This is a genomic window from Arthrobacter sp. AK01, from assembly GCF_021109375.1.
Taxonomy (GTDB): domain Bacteria; phylum Actinomycetota; class Actinomycetes; order Actinomycetales; family Micrococcaceae; genus Arthrobacter.
The window spans coordinates 70,664-83,081 of record NZ_JAJOHP010000017.1 but is presented as its reverse complement, the minus strand read 5'-3'; the positions used below and the strand labels follow the sequence as shown (position 1 = coordinate 83,081).

Here is a 12,418-nt window from a genome sequence, read left to right as displayed (position 1 = left end):
CCCTCCTCCCCCCCCCCCTCCCCCACCCCCCCCCCCCAAATTTTTACTTTTTCCCCCCGAAAAAATCACCCCCCCCCCCCCCCGGGGGCCCGGCTCTTCTGCCTTTACAGGAACAGCCGCACTCAGCGGAGATGGAACCGGAACCCAATGCCGTAGTAAACGGCACGGGCCCAGGCCTGCAACGTGGATTCGGCCATCGTCAGGTTGATCGCCTTGGCCTCGCTCCTGGCCGCCGCAACGATTTCAGACAGCGGCTGATCCTCCAACGCTTCAACCCTCGCCGTCATCCGGGAGAGTTCCAGCCTGATGCTTTCAGTATTCATGGCAACGTCCTTCACTTCAGATCTACGTGACCTGGTGAACGTAAGGCCGAATTTCAAACCAGTGGGGGACGGGTACCCGTGTTGCTGACTCAGCAGCGTGCTCGTGGGGCTCGCACCCTTTTGGGCGTCCACTGCGCTTCGCTCCGTGGCCGGCTGTTGGGCCCGGTCCCGACGTCGCAGAGCTCCGCCGTGCCCGGTCCTGTTGTGTCTACGACGTTTTTTGGCTGCTGTCCTTCGGATTCTATGTGTCCGCTCCACCCCGTCTAGCCCCTCCGCAGGCTCCGGGGCCTGCGGTGCAGGAAATGTCCCTCCGGCGCTCCTGCGTCGCTTATTTCCTCCGGGAATTCCCCACACCTTGCCCAAGGGTAGACAGGCCTCCGTCGGCCACAGCTCCGCAAGCTTCGCCAGCAGCCAAAAAACAACGGGGGAGAGGGGAAGCTGGCCGGTCACCTTTGGTCGCCCCACCCACCACCTTTCTCGGCAAAAGAAGGAGCAACACCATGAACGCAGCACCCACGCTGGAAATGATCGACCCCACCACCTTGACCGTTGACATCAACGTCCGGAAGGACGCCGCTTTGACTGCTGAGTTTGTTGCCAGCATCAAGGAACACGGCGTGATGGAGCCGGTGATCGCCCACCGCAAGGACGACGGGACCGTGCACGTGCTGATGGGTCAGCGCCGTACGCTCGCGGCTGTGAAGGCAGGTCGAGACAGCATCCCCGTGATGATCATCGAGTCGCCGGAAGAGGCTGAGCGGATCGTCTCGCAGATGGTGGAGAACATCCACCGCGCAGCGATGACCCAAGGGGACGAAGCGGACGGTTACCACCAGCTGTCTCTTCTGGGCATTTCTGCCGCTGAGATCGCCACGAGGACCAAACGGCCCAAACCCGCCGTTGAAGGAGCTTTGAAGGCAAAAGCATCCGCCGCCGGAACCGCCGCCCTGGGCAAGGGGCACACCATCGAGGAAGCCCTCGTGATGGCCGAATTTGAAGGGGACGAGGAAGCCACCGCCGAACTGGAATCGGTCGTTGCAGACGAACCGGATCAGCTGCTTCACGTCGCCCAGCAACTCCGGGACGCACGCGCTCATGCTGCTGCCCTTGCAGCTTTCACCGCTGAGCTGGAAGCAACCGAAACGACCATCGTTGAAAAGCCCAGCTACCACGACGACGAAACGGCCCGTGTCAGCTCCTTGAAACGCGCAGACGGAGAACACGCCACCGAAGAAGACGCCAACGCCGTTTACATCGAGCAGGACTACAAGGGCGAATGCTCCACCGTGCCGGTGATCGTCGGATGGAAGAAGCTCGGCTTCAAAGACCGTTACAGCTTCTCCTCATCGGCCCAGACAGGTCCGATGACCGAGGAACAGAAGGCCGAACGGAAAACCTTGATCGCCAACAACAAAGCCATGGAATCAGCCACCACCGTGCGCCGGGAGTTCGTCAAAACCCTGCTGACGAAGAAGCAGGCACCGAAGGGCTGGCAGTACTTCACCGTCCACGCCATCACCCACCACACCGAAGTCGCCCGTAGCTACGACGGAGAAGTAGCCGCCGTGATGGTCAGCGCGAAGATCGACGGGCAGAAGTCATGGGCATGGAACCCGCTGAAGGACCACGTGGCAGAGTCCCCGGCCCGACCCGAGTTCTCTCTGATCGCTCTCGTCTGCGCCGGATATGAGAGCACCATCGCCAAGGACTCGTGGCGGAGACCGTCCCAGACACACCGGGACTACCTGAACCAGCTCGTCACATGGGGATACACCCCGAGCGAGGTTGAACAGATCATCATCGACAGCGGCAAACCAGCAGAAGAAGACACCGCCGAGGAAAGCACCGAAGCGGCCTAAGACCCCTTGCCGGGCGGAACCCCCCCCCCCCCGGCAAGGCACCCGGCCACTCACCACGACAGGGCCGGGAACCTCCCAAACGTCGGGCGGTCCGCCGCCTAGGGCGAACCACAGCAGCCAATCACCAGCGGCGGACCGCCATTCAACGCCACCAGGCACACGCCCACCAAGATGCCGCGGCCCGCCAGGGACCCGGCTACTCCATCGACTCACCACCGAGGTTTTGTCGGAGGCCCCAGCTACGCTCAACCCAAGGCACCCGAACAGGAGTCACCATGACCAAGCCACCCGTCCCTGACAATCCCATCACCGACTTCATGAACAGCGACTTCACCGTCGCCTTCGACTGGTCGCTGTTGGCAATGATGCTGATCAGCACCGCGCTAGTCGCCGTCTACGTCGGCGCCGCGATGTTGATCCGAGGAAACAACTCGCCAACATCCAGGTCACCCAAGGGGACGGATCTCGCCTTCGGCCTCGCCATCGCGACGCCCCTCGCAGGCCTCCTTGTCCTGGGCCGCAGCGGACTCGGATCGGGACTAATCATTGGAGGATTCGCTCTGGTCATCGGCCTAACCCTTTGGGGGACTGACCGCGGCACTCGAAGCGAAACCAGCCAGGCACCACAATGAGGATCCGCTAGACTGAACACAGATTTCCTTTTTGCCGAGAGGAACAAAGCAGGACCGGCCCGCGCCGGTCCTGCTTTGTTTAACCCTCAAACCAGGCACCATCCCCATGGGGCAAGACAACCGCCGCCGACCCACCACCCCCAGCGGAACAGGTCTTTTCAGCCGGGACCACACATTGGGGCACCCGCAATCACCCGACCCAGGCACAGGAACCCAACGCTCGGGGCAGCTGCCAAAGAAGCCGGGGGAGAAACACCGGACTACTACCCGCGACACCAAACCCGCCAACCGTAGGATGTTCCGAGTTGCTAGTGTCCGCCACGACCTCGCACGATCGCCCGGACGCGTTGTTTGGTCAGGCCCACCAATTCGCCTATCCGATCAAAGGTCCACCCTTTGGCCGGTGACAGGCCCTCGTTGTTCCTGGGCTCCGCAAGCGAGGACATGGCGTTGCGCCGGATCTGTAACGCAAGGCCCAAACGGTGTTCGATGACCCGACTCACCACGTCTGCCAGGACCAAGAGCCTCGCCTCTTCAACAGTGTCGCTGTTTCGCCTCAACTCTGGATCGTTGCCCAGCCTCCGTTCCAGCTTCAGGAGGTAATACGGATCCTGCACCGCGGCAGCCAGATGTTCCGGCTTCCATCCATGCACAGCAAGACGCTCCGCCAGCACCGGTGACTGGGACCAGTAAATGAGATCCCGCCACAGCGGCTTGTCCTCCTCCGGAATGGCAGACGAACGCCACCGCTCATCCCAGTCCTGGACTGGATCGCCCACTTTCGCAACCGGGTACTGTTCCAGCTCGGACATGATGAATCCCCCTACTCGTGACCACCGGGACAATCAGCCCCTTCAAAGACAATAGCTGTTGTCAAACGAAAAGACAATACCTATTGTCAAGCAGCCGGGATGGTTCATCGTACATACCAAAACTAGGAAGAAAGAGCCTAGAATCCAAGGTAAAAGACTTTTTATTCGAGTGGATAAAAGCTAGAATAGAGGTAGCAAGTCAGCCAGACGAACCTAACCGAACTGATACGAAACGCAGGACTGAAAATGACTTCCTCAATCACCGATTACACGGTTTACACCAAGCCCGATTGCCCGAACTGCGACCGCACCATGGAGTACTTCGACTCCAAAGGCATCACCTACACGCCCGTGGACATCACCGAAGTGCCGGCAGCGCTGGAATACATCACCCAAGAGCTCGGCTACTCCCAGGCACCCGTCATTGTGAACAACTCCGATGACCAGGACCACTGGTCCGGCCTCCGCCGCGACAAGCTCGTCCAAGCGGCCATGAGCTACAAGGCAGCGTGAGGGCCGTGACTAACCCGCACCCGGTGGATGGGTTCAAGATCAGCCCGCGGGTCCCGTTGGAGGTGGACCTGTTCCGGGAAACCAACCCCAGCGGCAGGATCTACCCCGATGCCAAGGAGGAACCTTTCGCCGGCTACTACGGCATCCCCCTCAGTGTTGAGGATGACCGGTATCTTGCCGCCATCAGCAGGGCACCGATAGGGGCCGGCGGCCTCTGGGACGAGTACACCGCAGACCAGCACCAGCCCAATGACCTCACCCACGATGAACCGGGTGGGACTGAACCTCAGAACGAAACCAGCACGGACACCGAGAACACGACCAGCACACGAGGAAAAGGAACCATCATGGCCGGCGAAACCACGATTACTGTCATTGGAAACCTGACATCAGACCCCGAGCTGCGTTTTACTCCGAGTGGTTCGGCGGTGGCGAATTTTACGATCGCTTCAACGCCCAGGACCTTCGATCGTCAGTCTAACGAGTGGAAGGATGGGGAGACACTTTTCCTCCGTGCCAGTGTGTGGCGTGAAGCGGCCGAGAACGTCGCCGAGTCCCTGACCAAGGGCATGCGCGTCATCGTTTCGGGCCGGTTGAAGTCCCGGTCTTACGAGACCAAAGAGGGCGAAAGGCGCACCGTGATTGAACTCGAGGTAGACGAGATCGGCCCCTCACTGCGTTACGCAAATGCGAAAGTGAACCGTACGCAGCGCAGCAACCAAGGCAGTGGAAACGGCGGAGGTTTCGGGAACCAGCCGAGCACCGAGCAGCCTGTCCAGCAGGGCGACCCATGGGCGGCGAACACGCAAGCCAAGGCAGGCTCCTGGGGCAACGGCCCCGACTCCGAACCACCGTTCTAAACCCGACTGGTGTCCGGGGCCGGCCATTACCCGGCCCCGGCATCCATCCATCCATCAAGCACAGGACCTGAATATGACCCATGCAGAGGACCTTCGTCGTTGGGCGAAAGGTACGTACACAACCGAAGCGGCCACTGAGTTGCTGTTACGGGCTTTCAACGGACGTTTCGCAGAGCCAGAGTGCCCTTGGATCCACCCCCGGTCTGCACGCAAGGGCGCGGCCGACATCGCGTGGATCGATTTCGGTGCGCTGGCTGACCACGCCCAACGAGGCGCTTTCTCCGGGGGAGAGGAACGCTTCCTCCTCCTGGCCGCATCCCTGGGCGGCGAAGTGCACCTCAACCTCGCTCACGTTCTGGCCGGAATGGATCGCGCCCGGACTGACCTTATTTTGGCGGCAGTGTCACACGCGACCGGCAGCCACGATCATCCCGGAATCACCGTGGGCGCGGACGGCACGCCCAGTTTCTCCGGGCTACCGACAACGCTGTACCCGTGGCCTGGTGACGATGACCAGGCCCACTGAGAAGAAGGGGCCCTACTTCACTGAAGAGGACCTGCGGCAGATCCGCGCAGCGGTCCAAGCCGTCGGGAAGCTCGAGGGGTATGTGTCCATTTCGGACTTCGTTGAAGCAGCTGCACGCCGGGAACTGCGACGGCTGCAGCGCAAGTACAACGACGGCCGGAAATGGCCGGGTGTTGAAGCCGGCGAACTCCGTCCAGGACGACGCACCCGCGCCGAAACAGCAGCAAGGGAGGACCACCCATGACCAGCACCCGATACAGGGGCCGGCTCCTGCACGGTAGCGTCTTGGCTGTTCTTGCCCTGACCGGTTGCACGTCCCAGGACGGACCGCAGATCGTTCCCGCCGGAAGCCAGGCGCCACTGCAGGAAGTACCTTGTACTGCGACGGGCACGGCCGAGCGGCCGCAGGCACTTCAAGTCACGGCCAGCGGCCCGTACGCCGTGGAAAAGGTGGTCGATGGGGACACGATCCGGATCAGCTGCAACGGCACCAACACCCGCGTGAGGCTTGTTGGCATCAACGCACCGGAGAGCGTCAAGGAAGACGCACCGGTGGAGTGCGGCGGACCGGAAGCATCCACCTACCTGCACTCACTCCTGGACGGGCAACAGGTCTTCCTCTCAGCGGATCCCGCCCAAGGGGTCCGCGACAAGTACGACAGGATTCTTGCCTACGTCTGGACAACCGACGGTACCCTGATCAACCGCACGATTCTTGAACAAGGTCACGCCGAGGCGACCGGCTACGGCAAATCCTCCGCCTACAGCGAGGACTTCACCGCGGCCGCCGATCAAGCCAGAAAGAGCAAGGCGGGGAGATGGAACTGTTGAGACCGCTGTTCACACATCAACCAATCGTTAGGGGCACACCGTGGCCGTCGTTCTGATCTTCTTCGCAGCGTTCGCCGCGGTCGCCCTGGGCGGCTGGATCATCTACGCACTCACCCACCCGGTAGCCGCCGGCCAGGGCATTCTCATCTTCCTCTGCAAGGCCGCCGGTGTCATCGCGTTGATCACCGCCGTCGTTTCCTGGTTCGGTCAGAGCTTGCTTCAGGCCGTGCCACCGGCCCTGTTCATGGTCGCCTTCTTCTTCGCCGCGAACCGGCTCGAACGCCGCTGGCGCCGCTGGTGATCCAGTCGTGTCCATGACGCGGGACGAGGCCCGCTTCTGGTCCAAGGTCATCAAAGGCCCGTGGGAGAATGACTGCTGGCTCTGGACCGGGGCGGTCGCCGATGACGGTTACGGCCGGTACTGGATCAAGACCGCCAAGGGGCAGCAAGCCGTCCGACCACAGCGCTTCGCTCATCTGCTGCTGACCGGTGAACAACTGGACCCAGATACCAAGCTTCTACATTCATGCGATATCCCGATCTGTGTCCGCGCGACGGGCGGACCTGACAGTCACCTGCTTCCTGGCACACAGGCAGAGAACCTGATTGACCGGACACAAAAGAGACGCCCCCCCCACCCCCCAAAACCCCCCCACCAACCCCCCCCCCCCCCCCCCCCCGGGGGGGGGGGGGGGGGCGCGCCCTCGGCCGCGCGAACTTCGCCGCTCAGTCGCGGCAGCTCCGTGATGCGCTCAAAGAGCACGGATGGGATGAATCAGTGATCCGACCCCTCATGTCCGGACACGACCCCGACGCCCCCACTCTCTTCTGAATCCTGAGTCTCGGCAGGCGCAGCTTCGGAGCCGGCCTTGGCCTTCTTCGGTGTGGCTACGTCGATACTGCGGACGTAGGAAACGCTGACGTCCAGGAGCTCAGCGATGCCCTGCCTGGTCTCACCGGTGGCCAGCATCTTCCGGACGGTTTCCTTCGCGTCGTCAACGGCGGCCGCCGCGTTCTTCTTCGCCGTGGCGATCAGTTCCGCTGCCTGCCGTTCGGCTTCCTCAACGCCTGCCTCGGCCATCATCGTGGCGGCGTGGTAGTCGGTGGCCAGCGACTGAAGCGTCGCTTCGCGTTCGCGCCGTTTCGCGGCCAACTCCTCAGTCTTCCGACGTGCCTGAACGATCATCGTATTGCGTGTCTTTCCAGCCATCACGGCCCCCTTTGGTGTGGTCGGTTTTCTGTCTCCGATCCCCATTCTTGCAGAAGGCCCTCGGGCAACCGGAAACCTAACGGTTACAAGCCCATACGTGTTCGTTCCGGACGGACCGGCGGGACCGGCGGGGACGGTCTGTGGGCGCTGGCAGGGGTTAGACACAACTTGCCCTGGGCATGCATGAAACCTCAGGTGTTTGTCGAGCTGTGCATAACCCCTGCCAGCGAGTATCAACAATCAAAGCTGCCGCTTTTCATATGGATACCCGCATCAGAATGATGGACTCAATCCGACGTTTTTCGAACCGATACTCGCTAGCTCGCATCAAGCTCAGAACGCCAAATTCAGTCACACCTCTTGCATTTCGAATAAGAGAGGCCGTTTCCGCTAGAATCGGGTCATGATGTCGCTGCACGTTCTCAGTGCTGGCACCGGTTACCTGTACTACACACAGGAGACCGCCAGCGGTGATGAGCTGCGCGCAGGCGACCGCCAGTTGGGCGATTACTACACCGTCCAGGGCCTTCCACCGGGTCAGTGGCTCGGACGCGGAGCCGAAGCGCTCGGCGTCGCCGGGAACGTCACAGAAGCCCACATGGCCAACCTCTTTGGGCAGGGCCGGCACCCGGCATATGAAGCCATCCTCGCTGCGAAGCTCGCTGACGGTCTTCCCGCCAAAGCGGCTGAGAAGGCCGCCCAGGCCGAGGCGAAATTGGGACGCCGTTACTACGATTACGGCCCCAAAGACAACGCCCTGGCACAGGCCATCAGTGTCCGTGAGAGCGACTTTGAACGCATGCAGGGTCGCAAGCCCACAGCGGCCGAACGGCACCGCATACGGGCCACTGCAGGGGCTGTGATGTTCCGTGAAGGACACGGACGTCCGCCCGCTTCCAAGGAAGAATTGGGCAAGTACATTACCGCGCAGCTGCGACCCCAGCAGAACGCCGTGGCCGGTTACGACCTGACCTTTACCCCCGTGAAAAGCATCTCCGTGCTGTGGGCTCTCGGCGACGGTGACACCCGTCGTCTGGTTGAAGAAGCCCACCAAGCGGCGCTGAAGCAGTCCGTTGAGTATCTGGAAGAGCACGCCCTGGCCACCCGGTTGGGTACCAACGGCATCGCCCAGACCTCAGTCAAAGGTGGACTGACGGCGACGGCATTCCGACACCACGATTCCCGTCTTGGGGATCCGAACCTGCACACCCACCTTGTGGTCTCCAACAAGGTCCAGGACCTTCAGGGGAACTGGAAGACCATCGACGGCAAGCTTCTCCACCGCTCTGCTGTGGCCGTCTCGGAGCACTACAACACACAGATTCAGACCTACCTTGAAGATCACGGTGTTCAGTTCGAAGCCCGCACCGTCAACGGCTCCAAGCAGCCCGTCATGGAAGTAGCCTCCGTCCCCCGGGAACTGAACGCGCTCTTTTCCAAGCGCAGCGCAGGCATCCGTTCGAGCCTGACGGAACTACGCCAAGCGTACGAAGAGCAGCACGGCCACAGCCCCGACCAAGCCGCCCTGATCAAGCTCGCGCAGGCCGCAACGCTTGACACCAGGCCCGACAAAGAGCAGCCCAAGAGCCTCGCCGAACAAGCCAAAGCATGGCGGCAGGAAGCCGCAACCCTGTACACAGACAAGGACCTGACCCGCATCACCGGAGCCCGTTCCCGGACGCTCCGCCCTGCCGTGACTGAGATTGATATTGACGCAACAGCGCGTCAGATCATCGCGGCCGTCTCGGACAAACGCTCCACCTGGACGGCGCAGAACGTCATGGCCGAGGCCAACCGCTGGGCACGCGAATACTCCGTTGAACACGGCCCGGTCCCGGCAGGCACCGTGGAACAAGTGGTCTCCCACAGCCTCAGCACCGCCTCCGTCCGCATCACCCCGGACCAGGTTCACGGCCGGTTCGAAGCACTCACCAGAAACGCCGGAACAGCTGACTTCAACCACCGCACAGATACCCGTTACACCTCCACGAAGATCCTCCAAGACGAAAACCTATTGCTGCGCGCCGGTAAGAAGGACGTCATCCCGGCAGCATCCATGCAGGACTTCGACGCAGCCGTGGACGCCTACAACCTCGCCGTGACCACCGGGGAGAAGTCACACCCCCTGGACGCCGGACAGATCGAACTGGCACGCGAGTTCGCCACCTCATCGAAACTCCTCAGTGTCGGAATCGGTGCCGCCGGTACCGGCAAATCCAGCTCCATGGGCTTGGTCCGCGCCGCGGTCACCCACGCCGGCGGCAGGGTCATCGGCCTTGCACCCTCAGCCGTTGCGGCGGCGAACCTGGGCGAACAACTCGGCATCACCGCGGCGACGACAGACAAGTTCCTACTCAGCCCCAACGAGGCTTTCAAGGTCACACCCGGCACCCTCGTGATCGTCGATGAAGCCGGTATGCAGGGCACCGGCAAACTCGCCGACGTCGTACGGGCAGTGGAAGCCGGCGGCGGACTGGTCCGGCTCATCGGGGACGACCGGCAGCTCTCCGCCGTCCAAGCAGGGGGCGCGTTGCGGTTGCTCATCAACGAGGTTGGTGCGACGGAACTGGAGACCATTCACCGGTTCCACAGCCCCGAAGAAGCAGAAGCATCTCTGCTCCTGCGCACACCCACCGAGCACGAAGCCGACCCGTTCGCCTGGTACAAGGACAACGGACGCGTCCAGGCCGGAAGCATCGAAACCGTTGAAGGTTTGGCCTTCGGGTTGTGGCAGAGCCGCCTGAACCAGGGCGACGCTGCGGTGATGATGGCACCGACCAACGAAAGTTCCCAACGGCTCTCCGAACGTGCCCAGGCCTACCGGATCGAGACCGGCGAAGTCGCCGGCACCGGAGCCTCCGTGCAGCTGCGCGACGGGTCCCACGCATGGGCCGGTGACCACGTAGTAACCCGCCTGAACGATACCCAGTTGAAGGTCAAACGAGGCCGGGACGTTGTAAAGAACGGCGACCTCTGGACCGTGGAACAAGCCCACGAGGACGGGTCCCTGTCAGTGAGCCACCTCGAGCACGGCGGAACAATCCGGCTCCCTGCCGAGTACGTCTCAGAGCACGTCCACCTTGGCTACGCCCTGACTACCCACCGCGCCCAGGGTATGACCAAAGATGCCGGTATCCCGATCCTTGATGCCTCCACCACCCGGGAGAACGCCTACGTCGCCGCAACCCGTGGCCGGGATGAGAACGTACTGTTCGTCGCCGTCGAGGAAGGCCAAGACCGGGACAGTGTTCTGGCCGCTATCGCCGGGAACCACAGCCAGGATTCTTCTGCACACGAGGCGATGGCCACCGAGTACGAACGCATTAACTCGCCCCTGACCCTTGCCGATCAGTACCGCTACGTCACCGACGAAGCCAACACCCTGCGCATGGCCGCCATGGCACGGGAGATCCTGGGACCGGACGCAGAGAAGTTCATCAACGCCGAGTCCTGGGGAGCGGTAGCCACGCACCTGGCTAAAGCCGAACAGGGCGGGTGGGACACCTCCGGGTTGCTGCGCACCGCCGCTGGCCAACGCGAGTTCCAGAGCGCCGATGACCTTTCCGCTGTGCTTGCCTGGCGCGTGGAAAAGATCATGGACAAAGCCCCCGAGTTGATCGCCCAAGCAGGTCAACGCCCGTTGCAGGGACTGACCGACGAGCAGTTGGCCACCCTCCGTGCAGAAGCCGAAGCCGGTGCCCGGGCCGCACGTGAAGCAGCTGCAGCCCATGGCCCACAGCCAGCTGACCATTGGACCAGCCGCCGGCACGGCAAGCTCACCGACGCCGAGCTGGAACGGAGGATCTTCACCACCCGGTTCACCGCACGGGAACAGTCCTCCATCAACGACCCGGCACAGGCCCGCCGCTCCCACCAGCAGCTGCGCGCGCTCCAAGATGAACACCGGATCCGCAACCAGCAGCTCAAAGAATCCCAGCGCACGGCCGAAACCGCCGAACGCGGCGGCCGCAGCGCTTACGGGAAAAACCCCGCCGCCGGCGCCAACACCCAGCGCACATGGGGACACGAAACGATCGCTGCCCGCGCCCGGGCTGAGGAACGCCTCCGCACCCTCACACCACGCCCCGTCACCCCTGTGCAGGCACCGGACCGGCTGCCCGAATGGCTTGCCCCGGCACGCGCGGCAACAAGCCCATACCTGCCCCAGCCATGGAAGGAAGAACTCGCAGCCCGCCGCGAAGTCCTCGCCGCAAGGTTCGACGAACGCGGCCACCTCCTGGCGGCCACACCACCGGAATGGGCACAGAAACTCGGACCCGTCCCGGCCCGCCCCGACGCCGCCCAGCAGTGGCGCGACGCTGCGGTCAGCATCGAAATGTTCCGCGCCCGATACAACGTTCCCGAAACGGACGCCACACCAGTGCCAGAGCGGCTCAGAAACGAAGAAATCGGCCAGCAACTCCACGATCAGGCAGTGACCGTCTCCAAACGCTCACACGCCCTGCCCGAACACACCACCGACCAGGACCGGACACTGGATGCACTGGCGGCGGTCGAGCGTAGCAAGGACACGCACGCCCCCGAGTCACCCGCGCAGCGCGCAACTGACGCGGACCGGAAGGCCAACGCCCAGGAGCCCACGGCCATCACCCCATCTCAGACGGAGAAGCCACGCCTGATGAGCAAGATGGAACGGATGATCGCGGAACGGCAGGCCAAGCAGGCAGCAGAGCCGAAGCCGGTTGAGAAAGCGCCCGAGACCGAAGCACAGCGTCAAGCGAGGCTCGCGGCCGAACGGGCTGTCCGGGAACAGCAAAGAAGCAATGATGAGCTGCGGGGTCCAGGACTGGGCTTGTAGCCAACGCTGGTTGGCTGAGAAACCGGGGGCTAT

At 62.7% G+C, this 12,418-nt stretch carries 12 protein-coding genes; 9 read left to right on the top strand and 3 right to left on the bottom strand.

All coding sequences use genetic code 11. The annotated features are described in order from the left end of the window. Positions 1-122 precede the first annotated feature (122 nt). A complete protein-coding gene (locus LN996_RS08280) occupies positions 123-323 on the bottom strand; it encodes a hypothetical protein (protein WP_231339930.1) in 201 nt (66 codons plus the stop codon). A gap of 500 nt (positions 324-823) precedes the next feature. Here LN996_RS08280 and LN996_RS08275 point away from each other — a divergent pair, with 500 nt between their 5' ends. Further along, on the top strand, positions 824-2,182 hold the full coding sequence (locus LN996_RS08275) for a ParB/RepB/Spo0J family partition protein (protein ID WP_231339929.1): 1,359 nt from the start codon (positions 824-826) through the stop codon (positions 2,180-2,182). 275 nt (positions 2,183-2,457) lie between these two features. After that, positions 2,458-2,814, top strand: a complete 357-nt coding sequence (locus LN996_RS08270; protein ID WP_231339928.1) for a hypothetical protein — start codon at positions 2,458-2,460, stop codon at positions 2,812-2,814. Positions 2,815-3,122: 308 nt separating this feature from the next. Here LN996_RS08270 and LN996_RS08265 read toward each other — a convergent pair whose 3' ends face one another. After that, a complete protein-coding gene (locus tag LN996_RS08265; protein WP_054809020.1) occupies positions 3,123-3,626 on the bottom strand; it encodes a hypothetical protein in 504 nt (167 codons plus the stop codon). 246 nt (positions 3,627-3,872) lie between these two features. Here LN996_RS08265 and LN996_RS08260 point away from each other — a divergent pair, with 246 nt between their 5' ends. The 6 genes from LN996_RS08260 (at position 3,873) to LN996_RS08235 (ending at position 6,657) form a co-directional block, all read left to right on the top strand. Beyond that, positions 3,873-4,139 (top strand): glutaredoxin family protein, encoded by a 267-nt coding sequence (locus tag LN996_RS08260; protein WP_054809021.1) that lies wholly within the window; start codon positions 3,873-3,875, stop codon positions 4,137-4,139. Positions 4,140-4,144: 5 nt separating this feature from the next. Then, positions 4,145-4,999, top strand: a complete 855-nt coding sequence (locus LN996_RS08255; protein WP_231339927.1) for a single-stranded DNA-binding protein — start codon at positions 4,145-4,147, stop codon at positions 4,997-4,999. Positions 5,000-5,072: 73 nt separating this feature from the next. Continuing rightward, positions 5,073-5,525: a hypothetical protein gene (locus LN996_RS08250; protein WP_231339926.1), complete on the top strand. Its 453-nt coding sequence runs from the start codon at positions 5,073-5,075 to the stop codon at positions 5,523-5,525. Beyond that, the gene (locus LN996_RS08245; protein ID WP_231339925.1) at positions 5,509-5,769 is read left to right on the top strand and encodes a hypothetical protein; all 261 of its coding nucleotides are present in this window, start codon (positions 5,509-5,511) and stop codon (positions 5,767-5,769) included. The genes LN996_RS08250 and LN996_RS08245 overlap by 17 nt, the downstream gene beginning before the upstream one ends. Further along, a complete protein-coding gene (locus tag LN996_RS08240; protein ID WP_231339924.1) occupies positions 5,766-6,356 on the top strand; it encodes a thermonuclease family protein in 591 nt (196 codons plus the stop codon). The genes LN996_RS08245 and LN996_RS08240 overlap by 4 nt, the downstream gene beginning before the upstream one ends. 40 nt (positions 6,357-6,396) lie before the next feature. Continuing rightward, positions 6,397-6,657, top strand: a complete 261-nt coding sequence (locus LN996_RS08235) for a hypothetical protein (protein ID WP_054809024.1) — start codon at positions 6,397-6,399, stop codon at positions 6,655-6,657. Positions 6,658-7,131: 474 nt separating this feature from the next. Here the strand turns inward: LN996_RS08235 and LN996_RS08230 are convergent, their stop codons facing one another. Further along, positions 7,132-7,566, bottom strand: coding sequence for a hypothetical protein (locus LN996_RS08230; RefSeq protein ID WP_231339923.1), 435 nt, complete (start codon positions 7,564-7,566; stop codon positions 7,132-7,134). 403 nt (positions 7,567-7,969) lie between these two features. Between LN996_RS08230 and mobF the strand changes: the two genes are divergently transcribed. Then, on the top strand, positions 7,970-12,385 hold the full coding sequence (gene mobF, locus LN996_RS08225) for a MobF family relaxase (RefSeq protein WP_231339922.1): 4,416 nt from the start codon (positions 7,970-7,972) through the stop codon (positions 12,383-12,385). Positions 12,386-12,418 lie beyond the last annotated feature (33 nt).

Excerpts from the sequence above, each read along its gene's own strand:
- LN996_RS08280 (WP_231339930.1), bottom strand. The coding sequence starts at position 323 with ATGAATACTGAAAGCATCAGGCTGGAACTCTCCCGGATGACGGCGAGG.
- LN996_RS08275 (WP_231339929.1), top strand. The coding sequence starts at position 824 with ATGAACGCAGCACCCACGCTGGAAATGATCGACCCCACCACCTTGACC.
- LN996_RS08270 (WP_231339928.1), top strand. The coding sequence starts at position 2,458 with ATGACCAAGCCACCCGTCCCTGACAATCCCATCACCGACTTCATGAAC.
- LN996_RS08265 (WP_054809020.1), bottom strand. The coding sequence starts at position 3,626 with ATGTCCGAGCTGGAACAGTACCCGGTTGCGAAAGTGGGCGATCCAGTC.
- LN996_RS08260 (WP_054809021.1), top strand. The coding sequence starts at position 3,873 with ATGACTTCCTCAATCACCGATTACACGGTTTACACCAAGCCCGATTGC.
- LN996_RS08250 (WP_231339926.1), top strand. The coding sequence starts at position 5,073 with ATGACCCATGCAGAGGACCTTCGTCGTTGGGCGAAAGGTACGTACACA.
- LN996_RS08245 (WP_231339925.1), top strand. The coding sequence starts at position 5,509 with ATGACCAGGCCCACTGAGAAGAAGGGGCCCTACTTCACTGAAGAGGAC.
- LN996_RS08240 (WP_231339924.1), top strand. The coding sequence starts at position 5,766 with ATGACCAGCACCCGATACAGGGGCCGGCTCCTGCACGGTAGCGTCTTG.
- LN996_RS08230 (WP_231339923.1), bottom strand. The coding sequence starts at position 7,566 with ATGGCTGGAAAGACACGCAATACGATGATCGTTCAGGCACGTCGGAAG.
- mobF (WP_231339922.1), top strand. The coding sequence starts at position 7,970 with ATGATGTCGCTGCACGTTCTCAGTGCTGGCACCGGTTACCTGTACTAC.